The organism is Mycobacterium riyadhense, from assembly GCF_963853645.1.
Taxonomy (GTDB): Bacteria; Actinomycetota; Actinomycetes; order Mycobacteriales; family Mycobacteriaceae; genus Mycobacterium; species Mycobacterium riyadhense.
On the sequence record NZ_OY970456.1, the window covers coordinates 2,702,460 to 2,717,921 of the forward strand.

Sequence of the window (15,462 nt, forward strand, 5' to 3'; positions counted from 1 at the left end):
TGGGTGGGCAACGTGAGATTTAGATTCATCTTTGGGTGACCATCGGTCATTTTGGGATGAATCAGGGAGATGAATATGTCGTATGTGATCGCGGTGCCGGAACTCGTCGAGGCGGCGGCCCAAGAACTTGCCGGTATTCGTTCGGCGCTGAGCGTGGCCGCCGCGGTCGCCGCCGGCCCCACGACTGGGGTTGCTGCGGCGGCGGCCGACGAGGTGTCGATAGCGATCTCGCAATTGTTTGGTGCGCATGGCCAGGAATTTCAAGCCCTTAGCGCGCACGCTGCGGCGTTCCATGACGAGTTCGTCAGCTTGCTCAACGCTGGTGCCGCTGCCTACAGCAACGCCGAGGCCAGTGGTATGCAGGCCCTGCTGAGCGCGGTGACGGTGCCCGCACCGCTTCAGGCGGTCGCCGCTCCATATGAAAACCTCGTGTCGAATACCGCTACCAACCTGCAAAGCCTCGGAACTGCCGTCGCCGCCAACCCGGCGCCTTTCCTGCGACAGCTCGTCAACAACCAGATCGGCTACGGCCAGCTAATCGGCACTTCGTTGCAGAACACGGTTACCAACTTGCCTGCGGAATTGGCGGATTTGCCGGCGGACGTCCACGTTGCCTTCCATGGCGTGCAGGCCGCAAATCCGGCTGCCTTCGTGCAGCAGCTGGTAACTAACCAGGCGGGCTTCGCCCATACGATTTCCTCGGCGCTGCAGAGCGCCGGCCAGGACTTTGCCGCGGGGGTGCAAGCTTTGCCGGCGAGCTTCCAAGCCGCGTCCCAGGCCCTTGCGGTGGGTGATATCACCGGTGCGGCGAACGACATTGGCACCGGCATAACAAAGCTATTCATAACGGAATTCGACGTGACGGCGGGGGCGAATGGGGTCTTAACCATTACGCCCACGGGCACGTTGGGAGACTTGTTACCGATCTTCTCCGTCCCCGGACAGATGGCGCAGAACTTCACCAACCTGTTGCCCGCAGGTTCCGTCCCGGCAATGGTGTCGCAGAACATCACCAACTTGGTCCAGACCGCCACGGACACCGGCGTCACGTCAACAATCAGCATCTTCCTCGACCCAACGACCCCGACGGGCATTGGAGTGGGTATCGACACCGCCATGGGGTTGCCTCTGGCGTTGGGTATCGATGCGCTCGGTGGGCCCGTAAACGGGCTGAGCGCACTGGGTGCTAGCGCAACCACGTTTGTCAACGCGGTGCAGACCGGAAATGCGTTCGGAGCCGCCACCGCAGTGCTGGATGCGCCAGCCGTCGTCGCCAACGCCTTCCTCAATGGCCAGTCAACGTTCCCCCTCACAATCGACGCGCTGGGGATTCCCACCACCCTCAACCTGCCTTTGGATGGGGTTCTTGTTCCGCCGGGGCCCTACACCGCAACGATTCCGCTTCTTGGTTCAACCGCTACCGTCACGGGCACGCCCCTTGGCGGCATCGTTCCCGCGCTGCTGACGTTCCTGCCCGAACAGCTTGCGGACGTAATCGGCGCCGCTGCGTAACCTCTGGTGCCAAGTCGCTATGGGTTGACAACCCTCAGCGTATGCTACGCAGCGCCGCCCACGTACTTGCGCGCAAATGTTTGCTGTGCGCCTCTGCGGGGAGTGTGGATGACCGTCGAGTTTCGGTTGCTCGGCGACGTCGAAGTTCTAGTCGACGGGCGCCGGCTCGAGGCTGGCCATGCGCGGCAGCGATGCGTCCTTGCGGCCCTGCTGATCGATGTGAACCATCCGATCTCGCCAGAGCAGCTGATAGATCGAGTGTGGTCGGATCGGGCCCCCTATTCCGCACGAAGTTCGTTGACCAGTTATCTGTCCCGGCTAAGGAGTTTGATTGCACCTGTTGATGGCGTGGTGATTTCACGTGGGCCGGGGGGATATGTGCTCATGACGGATGCGTCTTCAGTCGATTTGCACCGGTTCCGAAACTTGGTCTCTACGGCGAGGGCTACCGACAACCCTGTTGAGGCGGCTGCACTGTTCGATCGTTTGCTGGCTCTGTGGTCTGGTGAGCCGTTCGCGTCCTTGGACACGCCGTGGGTAAACGATTTGCGCGGCGCTCTTGTTGCCGAGTGGCGGGTGGTGTCGCCGGGGCCTATCTTCGATCGGCCGCCTTCGGGCCTGCTGCGGCGGGCTACCAGCTTCGTTGGGCATGACGAGGAGGCGACGCGTGTCGCCGAGGCGCTGCGTGCCGGACCGCTGGTGACGTTGACCGGGGTTGGGGGCGTCGGAAAGACACGGCTGGCTATTGAGTCGCTCGCCACGAGCAAGAGCGGTTCAGCGATGGCGTATCGATTTGCGAACTGGCGCCGGTGGAGCACGGAAACGCGATCGGGCACACCATCGCAGCGGCCTTGCGGTTGCGCCAACAGTCACGCATGGACATCGAGGAATCGGTAGTCGAGTACCTGCGGTGGCGTCAGGTCCTGTTGGTTGTCGACAACTGCGAGCATGTCCTGGACGAGGCCGCTGGGTTGTCGGAGCGCATCGTGCAGCACTGTCCGGGCGTGTCGGTCCTGGCGACCAGCAGACAACCGTTGGGCGTCGATGGGGAGCGGATTGTCGTCCTGCCGCCGTTGCCGGTGGAGGACGCCACGCGGTTGTTTGCCGATCGGGCCCGGGCCTGCCGGCCGGACTTCAACCTCGACCAGCAGCCGAAAGGTGTGGTGGGTGAGATTTGTCGGCGGGTTGACTGCTTGCCGCTGGGTGTCGAGTTGGCCGCAGCGCGGATGCGGGTGATGAGCACGTCGGATGTGGTCCGGCGGTTGGACGGCCTGGGCATGTTGCGCGGCGGTCTGCGAGGCGGCCTTCCCTGGCACCAGAGCCTGACGGCGACCATCGACTGGTCGTATCGATTGCTCACCGAATCCGAGCAAGCGTTGTTTGCGCGGCTTTCGGTGTTCGCGGGCTCGTTCGACCTGGATGCCGCCCACGGTGTGTGTGGGGCCGACGGCGGCCCCGGGGACGAAGCCGCCGACGCGCTCGAGGACACGTTGGAGTCGCTTGTCGGTCTGGTCGACAAGTCGATGGTAATTGTACGCAGTGTCACTGACCGGACGCGCTACGGCGTCTTGGAAACGTTGCGTGCCTACGGTCGGGACCGTCTGAAAGAGCAAGGGATTGACAAGCAATTGGCCAAGCGCCACGCCGTCTACTTCACCGAGCTTGCCGAGCGTGCCGGGGCCGGCCTGCACACCGCCGAGGAGCGGGACTGGGTCCAGCGGCTGTTGCCCGACTACGACAACCTGCGCACGGCGTTCGAGAATGCGATGGCCGACAACGACGCCGATCTGGCGTTGCGATTGGTCGCCGCTAGTACTGAGCTAGTGGGCGTTCGCGTCGGGTACGAGCTGGGGGATTGGGCCGAACGCGCCGTCGCGGTCGCGGATCCGGACCATCCGCTATTCGCCGCGGTGGTGGGTGCGGCCGCCCGGGTTGCCTGGGTTCGCGGTGATTTTTCGCGTGCGCGACGCTTCGTGGCCTTGGCGGACGGGCGTGTTCCGGGCCGCGGCACCGGGCGAGTGGCCTACCCCGAAGACGTGCTCGCGGACGTGGTCCTCTTCGAGGGTGACGCGAGCGGATTCCTCGCGTACTGGGACAGGGAGGTTACCCGCGCACGTAGTAACGACGATCCGATCCGGCTGGTGCATACGATCTGCGTGCTCGCCACTTGTCAGGTTGTGTTGGGCAATCCCGATACGGCGTTGCCCGCCGCGTAGGAGGCCGTGGAAGTCGCCGACAAAACGGCAAACTCCACCGCGCAGTCGACGGCCTACTTCACTCTTGCCTACTTGCTGAAGAAGTCTGAACCCGCGCGTGCGTTGGGACTGTTCGACGAGGCGGCGCGGCTGGCTGGTGGGGTGCAAAACTTCTGGTGGTACGGCATCGCGTTGATGGAGGCAGCGGCCACGCGTGCCGTACACGGTGGTCCTGTAGTAGCCGCGGGATTGTTTATCGAAGTGCTCGACCACTGGGACCGGGTCGGGGACTGGGCCCAGCAGTGGATCACGCTGCGGCACGTCACCAGGTTGTTGGCTCGGCTCGGCGCCGACGATGACGCGGTGTTCGTGCACTGTGCATTGGTGAAAGCGGGCAAGCCGTCACCGTTGCACGCCGCGCAGTTGAGCATCTTGCAGGACCGCCTGGGCGCAGACCGGTTCGATGCCCACGTTGCATCGGCCGCCGACGGCACTGCCGCGGTCGCTCGGGCGCGATCCGGACTGCAGCAATTCGCCGAACGTACCGCGATGCTTGTGGTGTGACAGCTAGATTGAGCCGAGGGAATTGCGCCGGTGGATTCAGCCAGAAATATGGTGCAATTTGGGAGTTTGAATAGTGGGTCTCGGCGGGTATAGACCGCAGCAATACCCGCTGTCGTGTCGAGACGACGGGTTGAGGGTGCCCGGTTGAGTCGAGGAGAGGCCAAAATGTCGTTTGTTATCGCGCCGGAATTGGTGAGTGCGGCGGCTGGGGAAATGGAAGGAATTGGGTCCGCACTTGGCGCAGCAGCCGCGGCGGCGGCGGCTCCCACGACAGGGGTGGCCGCGGCGGCCGCCGATGAGGTATCGGCTGCCATCTCGCGGCTTTTCGGCATTTATGGGCAAGAATTTCAAGCAATCAACGCACAGGCGGCGGCATTTCATGCCGAATTCGTGCGGCTGTTGAACGGTAGTGCGGCCGCCTATCTCAGCACAGAAATCGCCAACGCTGAGCGGAATCTTCTCAACGCGCTCAGTGCTGGTGGCCTGGCCGCCGCGTCGAGCGGCGCGGCTGCGGCCGCGTCGAGCGGTGCGTCTGCGGCCGAGCCCCTTCTTGGCTTGCCGATCCTCGGCGGCGGCAGCGGGGGAATCGGCGGGCTTCTCGGCGGTAGCGGCGGGTTATTGGACCCGATCCTCTTCGGTGGCACTGGTGGACTGCTAGGCCCGCTCATCGGCGGCAATGGCTTCCTCACTTCGCTTGTCTCGGGTGGTCCCGTGGGCCCGTTCTTCGGCAGCCTTGGTCAGCAATTCGGTGCCGCCCTGTCTGCTCTGATCAGCGGCAACGGGGCCAGCCTGCTGGCCAACCCCCTTCCGCTGCTAACCGGCAGCCTCCCCAGCCTTCCCGTGCTGGGACCCCTACTTCCAGGGCTGCTACCCGGGCTGTTCCCGACGCCGCCCACCGGTGGTGCTCCGGCACCCGTCAGCCCGTGGGCGCTGCTCATCACGAACACCAACAACAACTTGTCAGCGCTCATTAGTGACTGGGCCGCTGACCCGTTCCCGTTCCTGCGCCAGATCATCGCCAACCAACAGGGCTATGCGGTGCAGGCTGCTAATGAGCTAGCACTTTTCGTCCAGAACCTGCCCAACGAGATTGCGCACCTGCCGGAGAACATTCCACTTCGTCTGCAGGCCCTCGCGGCTGCTAACCCGGGCGTATTCGTGCAGATGGCTGTCAACGACACTGTCAATGACTGGCAGACCATCGTCACGTCGCTCGACGCGGCGAACAGAGACCTACAGGTCGGATTGGCCGGCTTCCCGGCCGATTGGCAGGTCGTCCAACAGGACATTGCGACAGGCCAGTACAACCTCGCCGTTGTTGACGGGACGAAGGCGTTTCTGAACGTGTTCGTCACCGGATTCGATACCAGCAACCTGAACGACGTCAGGATGCTCGGTCCGGTGGCAGACCTGTTCCCGATCCTCGCCATCCCCGGCGAAAACGTGCAGGGCCTCGCCAGCCTCCTGCCTGCCGGCTCCATCCCCGCAAAGATGACCCAAAACCTCGCCAACGTGCTCAATACCCTGACGGATACCAGCATCTCGACGACGATCACCGGAACCCTGGACCCGCCGGCCTTGGTGCTTGGTGCCAACTTCGGATTGCCGCTGTCGGTTCTCTTTGGGGTAGCGGGTCCGCCGGTCGCCGCTCTCGATGGGCTGGCTACTGCCGCAACGATCATTGGAACCGGCGTAGCGACCGGAGATCCGTTGATGGTGCTCGGCGGCTTCGGGGACGCTCCGGCCTACGTGCTGAACGGCTTCCTCAACGGCGAAGTCATTGTCGATATGGCGTTGCCGGTGACGTTCAACGTGCCGATTATCGGGGACGTCAACATTCCGGTCGTCGTCCATCTGCCCTTCCAAGGGCTGCTCGTTCGACCGCACGCCATAACGGCGACGGTGCCGCTGGAGATCCTTGGCATCGATATCCCCATCAATCTGACCCTTGGTGGAACGAAATTTGGCGGACTGCTTCCCGCGCTGGTGAACACCGTCCCCCGGGCCCTAGCCGATTCGATTACACCCGCCGCATAGTCGCCCCCGACCTGACCGAGTATTGGGCGGTTGCGCCGCCAAATACGTCCCCGGAGCTGACCGCTCAGAAGCGCCGCTATTGCGGCGGCGGATCGGCCGTCGGCCGTAGTTTCACAAATCGGTTTGTCTGCCGACTCTATTCCTGCGTAAATGTCGCAGAACGTGCCAATGTGACCATGACGCTAGCCGACACAACTATCGCGACAAAAAGTCACCGAAACACATATGGTCAATTTCCCCGCGTGAGAGATGGACGCCTTGTTGGGGTTACTGTTGTCGCTCGGCTTCGCATCGGCGCGTCGGCTGATGGCGACCCTGAACGGCAACCTCGGAGCAGCCGTCGGTGCTTTCATCGCTGCACCGGGCGTCGTCGTGAACGGGCTTCCCCAATGGCTAAGACATGCTCGATCCGAGCATCAGTGTGGATGTCCTCGGCGTCTGCGCCCGTGACGATGCATCCGCAGGTCGATCGGATTCTCGTTGCGCCGCAGGACATTACGTCTCCGGCAACAGCTTCGCTTTCGCTGCTGAGCGCATTGCCCTTTCGCTGGGTGGCGCGCCCTTCCCGGGCTGTTCCTTCGCTGGTGAACTACATGACTCAACAGCTCGCCGGGCAGTCACACCCACGGGGTAGTCGGTCCTGATCCCGACTTGGGCATCGGGTCGTACCCTGCGTCGGCGCCGAGCGTCACAACCGAACTGCGCGCATTCTTGAGTCGACGTCTGCTCATACTTTGATGGTTAATTCGTGCACATTTATTCACAAATCTGCACATATCTGACCCTCGACGCGAAATGCCCCGACTCCTATTGCTCTGATCAACATGGCGCCGTTCTGCCCGCGATGGCAATTGAGTGAATGCTAATTTGCATCGACACGTGGCAGAATATGTCGTTCGTCCAACCCACACCAACGCCTGCCGTGTGATCGCAACCAAGGGCTGCCAGCGTGCGACGTGTCCTTGCACTACTGCGTTTGCTGTGCACCTTTGTCAGGCGGCCGTACCGGATGGCGGTTGAGTTTCGGTTGCTCAGTGACGTCGAGGTGCGAATTGATGGGCGAACGATGGTCGATTTGTCGGTGCGTTTCGTGGCGTAGCTGTATCGGGTGTGGTCGGATCGGCCGCCGCGTGGTGCATCGCATCGGTGGCGGGGTGTGTGTACGCCAGCCTGTGAGATCTTCCGGCGGTTGATTGCGGTCTAGGCGGCCGCGTTGAACCCGATGCTGGCCCTCAAGGCCGCTTCAAGAGCGAGTTGAAGGTTGATCAGGATATCGCGAACGTTGGCTGCAATTGCAACACCCGCACCGTTCACCGCCGTTAAGAACGCGACGCCGGTTTCGCCGAGCTCAGCCACGGCACCCTCAACGCTCGCCACCAGGGCCTCGCCGGTTTGTCCAAGGCCGGACAGCCCGACACCGAAGCTCGCACCCGTTGCTCCCTCAATTGCGGCGACTATTTGGGAAGTAGCGTTCAACCAAATCCTCGCGAGCGAGTTACCGGTTTGGGCAACGCTCGTCAGCCCCGCGCCGAGGCCGCCGGCTAGGGCCTCACCCGTCTGTACCAGCCCCGTCAACCCTGCACCCAAGTTGGTTACCAGCGTGCCCCCCGTTTGCACCAGCCCGGAAAGCCCGCTGCTAAGGCTCGCAGACAATGCCGCACTGATCTCCGCAGCCAGTTCGGCGCTGAGGCTAGCCGATAGGGCTGCGTTGAGTCCGCTGAAGGCGGCGTTCACCGCAGCGCTGAGGCCTGAGAGCCCGCCGGTAAACATGGCACTGAGGGCAGCGGACAGGCCGTTGAGTCCGCTGCCGAAGGCGCCATTGAGGGCGGCGTTGAGGCCCGCGAGGCTGGCGCTGAAACTACCGCTGAGGGACGCGGCCAGGTTGGGTAGGAGGGCGTTGAAGCCGGCGGCCAGGTTTTGGCTGGCGTTGATGAGTCCGGTCAGACCGGCCTGCAGCGCCGGTAGCCCCCCGGTGAAGGCGGCGTTGAAGGCACTGTTGATCGCGGCGTTGAGGCTGGCTAGGCCGGTGCCGAAGCCGCCGGACAGTTGAGCGGCCAGGGCGGGCAGGGTGGCGCTAAAGGTACCGGCTAGGTTTTGCCCAACGTTGATCAGCCCGGAGAGGGCGGCCTGGAATGCCGGCAGGCCGGCGCCGAAGGTTGCGTTGAAGGCGGCGCTGAGTTGGGCGGCCAGGTTGGGCAGTGCCGCGGTGAAGCTGGCGGCCAGGTTTTGGCTGGCGTTGATCAGCGCGGTCAGCGCCGCTTGCAGGGCCGGGGCGCCGCTCAGGGCGGCGTTGAGGGCGGCCTGGAACGCCGCGTTCAACCCGCTCAGGCTGGCCTGGAAGGCGGGCAGGTTGCCCGATAGTGCGGCGTTGAGGGTGGCGTTGAAGGCGGCGGTGAGGGCGGGCAGGGTGGCCCCGAAGGCCCCCGAGAGCGCGGCATTGAGTTGAGCGGCCAGGTTGGGCAGTGCCGCGGTGAAGCTGGCGGCCAGGTTTTGGCTGGCGTTGATCAGCGCGGTCAGCGCCGCTTGGAAGGCCGGGGCCCCGCTCAGGGCGGCGTTGAGGGCGGCCTGGAACGCCGCGTTCAACCCGCTCAGGCTGGCCTGGAAGGCGGGCAGGCTGCCGGACAGGACGGCGTTGAGGGTGGCGCTGAAGGCGGCGCTGAGGGCGGGCAGGCTAATGCCCAAACTGGCCGACAGCTCAGCGGCCAGGTTGGGCAGTGCCGCGGTGAAGCTGGCGGCCAGGTTTTGGCTGGCGTTGATCAGCGCGGTCAGCGCCGCTTGCAGGGCCGGGGCCCCGCTCAAAGCGGCGTTGAGGGCGGCCTGGAACGCCGCGTTCAACCCGCTCAGGCTGGCCTGGAAGGCGGGCAGGCTGCCCGACAGGACGGCGTTGAGGGTGGCGTTGAAGGCGGCGCTGAGGGCGGGCAGGGTGGCCCCGAAGGCCCCCGAGAGCGCGGCATTGAGTTGGGCGGCCAGGTTGGGCAGTGCCGCGGTGAAGCTGGCGGCCAGGTTTTGGCTGGCGTTGATCAGCGCGGTCAGCGCCGCTTGGAAGGCCGGGGCCCCGCTCAGGGCGGCGTTGAGGGCGGCCTGGAACGCCGCGTTCAACCCGCTCAGGCTGGCCTGGAAGGCGGGCAGGCTGCCCGACAGGACGGCGTTGAGGGTGGCGTTGAAGGCGGCGCTGAGGGCGGGCAGGGTGGCCCCGAAGGCCCCCGAGAGCGCGGCATTGAGTTGAGCGGCCAGGTTGGGCAGTGCCGCGGTGAAGCTGGCGGCCAGGTTTTGGCTGGCGTTGATCAGCGCGGTCAGCGCCGCTTGGAAGGCCGGGGCCCCGCTCAAAGCGGCGTTGATGGTCGCGCTGAACGCTGCACTCAAGGCGGACAGTGTGGCCCCGAAGCTGCCCGAGAGGGCTGCGGTGATGGCGGGGAAAGCCGCGCTGAAGTTAGCGACTAGGTTTTGGCTGGCGCTAATTAGTGCGGTCAGCGCCGCTTGGAAGGCCGGTGCGCTGGCGAGGACGGCGTTGAGGGCGGCCTGGAAGGCGGCGTTGAGTCCTGGGAGGCCGGCCTGGAGCGCGGCCAGGCTGCCCGATAGTGCGGCGTTGAGGGTGGCGTTGAAGGCGGCGGTGAGGGCGGGCAGGGTGGCCCCGAAGGCCCCCGAGAGCGCGGCATTGAGTTGGGCGGCCAGGTTGGGCAGTGCCGCGGTGAAGCTGGCGGCCAGGTTTTGGCTGGCGTTGATCAGCGCGGTCAGCGCCGCTTGCAGGGCCGGGGCCCCGCTCAAAGCGGCGTTGAGGGCGGCCTGGAACGCCGCGTTCAACCCGCTCAGGCTGGCCTGGAAGGCCGGCAGGCTGCCCGATAGGACGGCGTTGAGGGTGGCGTTGAAGGCGGCGCTGAGGGCGGGCAGGGTGGCCCCGAAGGCCCCCGAGAGCGCGGCATTGAGTTGGGCGGCCAGGTTGGGCAGTGCCGCGGTGAAGCTGGCGGCCAGGTTTTGGCTGGCGTTGATCAGCGCGGTCAGCGCCGCTTGGAAGGCCGGGGCCCCGCTCAGGGCGGCGTTGAGGGCGGCCTGGAACGCCGCGTTCAACCCGCTCAGGCTGGCCTGGAAGGCGGGCAGGTTGCCCGACAGGACGGCGTTGAGGGTGGCGCTGAAGGCGGCGCTGAGGGCGGGCAGGCTAATGCCCAAACTGGCCGACAGCTCAGCGGCCAGGTTGGGCAGGGCCGCGGTGAAGCTGGCGGCCAGGTTTTGGCCGGCGTTGATCAGCGCGGTCAGCGCCGCTTGGAAGGCCGGGGCGCCGCTCAGGGCGGCGTTGAGGGCGGCCTGGAACGCCGCGTTCAACCCGCTCAGGCTGGCCTGGAAGGCGGGCAGGCTGCCCGATAGTGCGGCGTTGAGGGTGGCGTTGAAGGCGGCGCTGAGGGCGGGCAGGGTGGCCCCGAAGGCCCCCGAGAGCGCGGCATTGAGTTGGGCGGCCAGGTTGGGCAGGGCCGCGGTGAAGCTGGCGGCCAGGTTTTGGCTGGCGTTGATCAGCGCGGTCAGCGCCGCTTGCAGGGCCGGGGCGCCGCTCAGGGCGGCGTTGAGGGCGGCCTGGAACGCGGCGTTCAACCCGCTCAGGCTGGCCTGGAAGGCGGGCAGGCTGCCCGATAGGACGGCGTTGAGGGTGGCGTTGAAGGCGGCGGTGAGGGCGGGCAGGCTAATGCCCAAACTGGCCGACAGCTCAGCGGCCAGGTTGGGCAGTGCCGCGGTGAAGCTGGCGGCCAGGTTTTGGCTGGCGTTGATCAGCGCGGTCAGCGCCGCTTGCAGGGCCGGGGCGCCGCTCAGGGCGGCGTTGAGGGCGGCCTGGAACGCCGCGTTCAACCCGCTCAGGCTGGCCTGGAAGGCGGGCAGGTTGCCCGATAGTGCGGCGTTGAGGGTGGCGTTGAAGGCGGCGGTGAGGGCGGGCAGGCTAATGCCCAAACTGGCCGACAGCTCAGCGGCCAGGTTGGGCAGTGCCGCGGTGAAGCTGGCGGCCAGGTTTTGGCTGGCGTTGATCAGCGCGGTCAGCGCCGCTTGGAAGGCCGGGGCGCCGCTCAGGGCGGCGTTGAGGGCGGCCTGGAACGCCGCGTTCAACCCGCTCAGGCTGGCCTGGAAGGCGGGCAGGTTGCCCGATAGTGCGGCGTTGAGGGTGGCGTTGAAGGCGGCGGTGAGGGCGGGCAGGGTGGCCCCGAAGGCCCCCGAGAGCGCGGCATTGAGTTGGGCGGCCAGGTTGGGCAGGGCCGCGGTGAAGCTGGCCGCCAGGTTTTGGCTGGCGTTGATCAGCGCGGTCAGCGCCGCTTGGAGGGCCGGGGCCCCGCTCAGGGCGGCGTTGAGGGCGGCCTGGAACGCCGCGTTCAACCCGCTCAGGCTGGCCTGGAAGGCGGGCAGGCTGCCCGATAGGACGGCGTTGAGGGTGGCGTTGAAGGCGGCGCTGAGGGCGGGCAGGGTGGCCCCGAAGGCCCCCGAGAGCGCGGCATTGAGTTGGGCGGCCAGGTTGGGCAGGGCCGCGGTGAAGCTGGCGGCCAGGTTTTGGCTGGCGTTGATCAGCGCGGTCAGCGCCGCTTGGAAGGCCGGGGCCCCGCTCAGGGCGGCGTTGAGGGCGGCCTGGAACGCCGCGTTCAACCCGCTCAGGCTGGCCTGGAAGGCGGGCAGGCTGCCGGACAGGACGGCGTTGAGGGTGGCGTTGAAGGCGGCGCTGAGGGCGGGCAGGGTGGCCCCGAAGGCCCCCGAGAGCGCGGCATTGAGTTGAGCGGCCAGGTTGGGCAGGGCCGCGGTGAAGCTGGCGGCCAGGTTTTGGCTGGCGTTGATCAGCGCGGTCAGCGCCGCTTGCAGGGCCGGGGCCCCGCTCAAAGCGGCGTTGAGGGCGGCCTGGAACGCCGCGTTCAACCCGCTCAGGCTGGCCTGGAAGGCGGGCAGGCTGCCCGATAGTGCGGCGTTGAGGGTGGCGTTGAAGGCGGCGCTGAGGGCGGGCAGGGTGGCCCCGAAGGCCCCCGAGAGCGCGGCATTGAGTTGAGCGGCCAGGTTGGGCAGGGCCGCGGTGAAGCTGGCCGCGAAGTTTTGGCCGGCGTTGATCAGCGCGGTCAGCGCCGCTTGGAAGGCCGGGGCCCCGCTCAGGGCGGCGTTGAGGGCGGCCTGGAACGCCGCGTTCAACCCGCTCAGGCTGATCTGCAGGGCCGGCAGGTTGCCCGACAGGACGGCGTTGAGGGTGGCGTTGAAGGCGGCGCTGAGGGCGGGCAGGGTGGCCCCGAAGGCCCCCGAGAGCGCGGCATTGAGTTGGGCGGCCAGGTTGGGCAGGGCCGCGGTGAAGCTGGCGGCCAGGTTTTGGCCGGCGTTGATCAGCGCGGTCAGCGCCGCTTGGAAGGCCGGGGCCCCGCTCAGGGCGGCGTTGAGGGCGGCCTGGAACGCCGCGTTCAACCCGCTCAGGCTGGCCTGGAAGGCGGGCAGGTTGCCCGACAGGACGGCGTTGAGGGTGGCGCTGAAGGCGGCGCTGAGGGCGGGCAGGCTAATGCCCAAACTGGCCGACAGCTCAGCGGCCAGGTTGGGCAGTGCCGCGGTGAAGCTGGCGGCCAGGTTTTGGCTGGCGTTGATCAGCGCGGTCAGCGCCGCTTGCAGGGCCGGGGCCCCGCTCAAAGCGGCGTTGAGGGCGGCCTGGAACGCCGCGTTCAACCCGCTCAGGCTGGCCTGGAAGGCCGGCAGGTTGCCCGACAGGACGGCGTTGAGGGTGGCGTTGAAGGCGGCGCTGAGGGCGGGCAGGGTGGCCCCGAAGGCCCCCGAGAGCGCGGCATTGAGTTGGGCGGCCAGGTTGGGCAGTGCCGCGGTGAAGCTGGCGGCCAGGTTTTGGCTGGCGTTGATCAGCGCGGTCAGCGCCGCTTGGAAGGCCGGGGCCCCGCTCAGGGCGGCGTTGAGGGCGGCCTGGAACGCCGCGTTCAACCCGCTCAGGCTGGCCTGGAAGGCGGGCAGGTTGCCCGACAGGACGGCGTTGAGGGTGGCGTTGAAGGCGGCGCTGAGGGCGGGCAGGGTGGCCCCGAAGGCCCCCGAGAGCGCGGCATTGAGTTGGGCGGCCAGGTTGGGCAGGGCCGCGGTGAAGCTGGCGGCCAGGTTTTGGCTGGCGTTGATCAGCGCGGTCAGCGCCGCTTGGAAGGCCGGGGCCCCGCTCAAAGCGGCGTTGAGGGCGGCCTGGAACGCCGCGTTCAACCCGCTCAGGCTGGCCTGGAAGGCGGGCAGGTTGCCCGACAGGACGGCGTTGAGGGTGGCGTTGAAGGCGGCGCTGAGGGCGGGCAGGGTGGCCCCGAAGGCCCCCGAGAGCGCGGCATTGAGTTGAGCGGCCAGGTTGGGCAGGGCCGCGGTGAAGCTGGCGGCCAGGTTTTGGCTGGCGTTGATCAGCGCGGTCAGCGCCGCTTGGAAGGCCGGGGCCCCGCTCAGGGCGGCGTTGAGGGCGGCCTGGAACGCCGCGTTCAACCCGCTCAGGCTGGCCTGGAAGGCGGGCAGGCTGCCCGACAGGACGGCGTTGAGGGTGGCGTTGAAGGCGGCGCTGAGGGCGGGCAGGCTAATGCCCAAACTGGCCGACAGCTCAGCGGCCAGGTTGGGCAGTGCCGCGGTGAAGCTGGCGGCCAGGTTTTGGCTGGCGTTGATCAGCGCGGTCAGCGCCGCTTGGAAGGCCGGGGCCCCGCTCAGGGCGGCGTTGAGGGCGGCCTGGAACGCCGCGTTCAACCCGCTCAGGCTGGCCTGGAAGGCGGGCAGGCTGCCGGACAGGACGGCGTTGAGGGTGGCGCTGAAGGCGGCGCTGAGGGCGGGCAGGGTGGCCCCGAAGGCCCCCGAGAGCGCGGCATTGAGTTGAGCGGCCAGGTTGGGCAGGGCCGCGGTGAAGCTGGCCGCGAAGTTTTGGCTGGCGTTGATCAGCGCGATGAAACCAGCTTGGAAAGCCGGGGCCCCGCTCAAGGCGGCGTTGAGTGCGGCGTTGAGGCTTGCTAGGCCAGTGCCGAAGCCGCCGCTGAGTTGTGCGGCCAGCTCCGGCAGGGTGGCGCTGAAATTGCCGGCCAGGTTTGCCCCGGCCGTGATCAGCCCGTCCAAACCGGCGCCAAAATTGGCCGCCAAGGCGCCACCGGTGGTGGCGAGCTGTGACAGCGCAGCAGAGAAGTTGCCTATCAGGATCCCGCCGGTTTGGGCGAGTTCAGCGAGCGTGGGGAGCTGAGCATTCAGGCTTGCCGTGAGGGCCGCACTGAGGTTGGCCCCCAGCGCACCATCGAGGAGCGCCGAAAGGGCAGCATTGCTCTGGGCGGTCAACGCGGCGCCGGTTTGCGACATACCGGCACCGATGTTCTCGAAGGCCAACCCAGCGTTGATGATGGCTTGGCCGGTCTGGGTGAGCCCACCGCCGAAGCCCGACGCAAGCGCACCACCGGTTTGGAGGGCGAGCCCTGCGGCGAGGCTCGGAAGGGCGTTCAGAGCGCGGAGAAGAAGCGAAATATCGAGGCCAAACGACAGCGTGCCGCCGAGTTCGCCGCTGACGCCAGCAGCGGCGGCGACGGCGTTTGATGCGGCTGCCGCGAAGGAGCCACCGCGGAGCAGCGACGCGACATTAGCTGCCTCGGCGGCGACATACGAGGACGCACCACGGCTCAACAAATTGACGAAGTCGTCGTGAAACGCGGTCGCCTGGGCGCTCATGGCTTGGTAGTCCTCGCCGAAGGTGCCGAACAGCGCCGCGATCGCGGTCGATACTTCGTCGGCGGCCGCAGGCGCCAACCTGGTAGTAGCGCTTGCCGCTGATGCAGTAACCTCGGCCAACGCCGTCCGAATGCCTGCCAAATCCCGGGCTGCTTCCTCTACGAGCTCCGGCACCGTGACCACAAAAGACATGTCCACCACCCCGTTGGACGCACCTGAATAAGCTCTGACAGTGACCCGACGACCCCGCGACCATCGAGGCAACATGTGCCCAATTGGTGCCCCGTTGCGGGCCTGGCTAAACCGACAATTTCAATAAATGTTTTTTCCCAATACGCAGGCATTTCGGGCGATCGAGCGGTACGATCCACCCCCCGAATTCGGCTGCGCGAAAGAGCAACTGCTCCAGTCGTAGGCCCGCATGCGTGCGCGTAGAACCGCGATTGCCCGAGCTAGGCCCGAACTGGCGGTAGCGCTGAACCGGCTACGAATGGAT

Annotated in this window: 6 protein-coding genes; 5 read left to right on the plus strand and 1 reads right to left on the minus strand. The window is 66.7% G+C overall.

Annotation, left to right across the window (positions count from 1 at the left end; all coding sequences use genetic code 11):
• Positions 1–75 precede the first annotated feature (75 nt).
• From AADZ78_RS12245 to AADZ78_RS12265, 5 genes are all read left to right on the plus strand, one after another.
• Entirely contained in the window at positions 76–1,512 is a 1,437-nt protein-coding gene (locus AADZ78_RS12245) for a PE family protein (protein ID WP_085252129.1), read from the plus strand.
• Between the two features lie 108 nt (positions 1,513–1,620).
• Positions 1,621–2,409 (plus strand): AfsR/SARP family transcriptional regulator, encoded by a 789-nt coding sequence (locus AADZ78_RS12250; RefSeq protein WP_239655180.1) that lies wholly within the window; start codon positions 1,621–1,623, stop codon positions 2,407–2,409.
• Entirely contained in the window at positions 2,322–3,728 is a 1,407-nt protein-coding gene (locus AADZ78_RS12255) for an ATP-binding protein (protein WP_239656744.1), read from the plus strand. The genes AADZ78_RS12250 and AADZ78_RS12255 overlap by 88 nt, the downstream gene beginning before the upstream one ends.
• Positions 3,729–3,734: 6 nt before the next feature.
• Complete coding sequence (locus AADZ78_RS12260) at positions 3,735–4,271, plus strand: hypothetical protein (protein ID WP_239656743.1); 537 nt, start codon at positions 3,735–3,737, stop codon at positions 4,269–4,271.
• Positions 4,272–4,436: 165 nt separating this feature from the next.
• Positions 4,437–6,308, plus strand: a complete 1,872-nt coding sequence (locus tag AADZ78_RS12265) for a PE family protein (RefSeq protein WP_085252128.1) — start codon at positions 4,437–4,439, stop codon at positions 6,306–6,308.
• 1,200 nt (positions 6,309–7,508) lie between these two features.
• Here AADZ78_RS12265 and AADZ78_RS12270 read toward each other — a convergent pair.
• Positions 7,509–15,158 (minus strand): PE family protein, encoded by a 7,650-nt coding sequence (locus tag AADZ78_RS12270; RefSeq protein ID WP_341343638.1) that lies wholly within the window; start codon positions 15,156–15,158, stop codon positions 7,509–7,511.
• Positions 15,159–15,462 lie beyond the last annotated feature (304 nt).

What these genes read in the sequence shown, in the direction of transcription:
- AADZ78_RS12245 (WP_085252129.1), top strand. Translation starts at nt 76, where the DNA reads ATGTCGTATGTGATCGCGGTGCCGGAACTCGTCGAGGCGGCGGCCCAA.
- AADZ78_RS12250 (WP_239655180.1), top strand. Translation starts at nt 1,621, where the DNA reads ATGACCGTCGAGTTTCGGTTGCTCGGCGACGTCGAAGTTCTAGTCGAC.
- AADZ78_RS12265 (WP_085252128.1), top strand. Translation starts at nt 4,437, where the DNA reads ATGTCGTTTGTTATCGCGCCGGAATTGGTGAGTGCGGCGGCTGGGGAA.
- AADZ78_RS12270 (WP_341343638.1), bottom strand. Translation starts at nt 15,158, where the DNA reads ATGTCTTTTGTGGTCACGGTGCCGGAGCTCGTAGAGGAAGCAGCCCGG.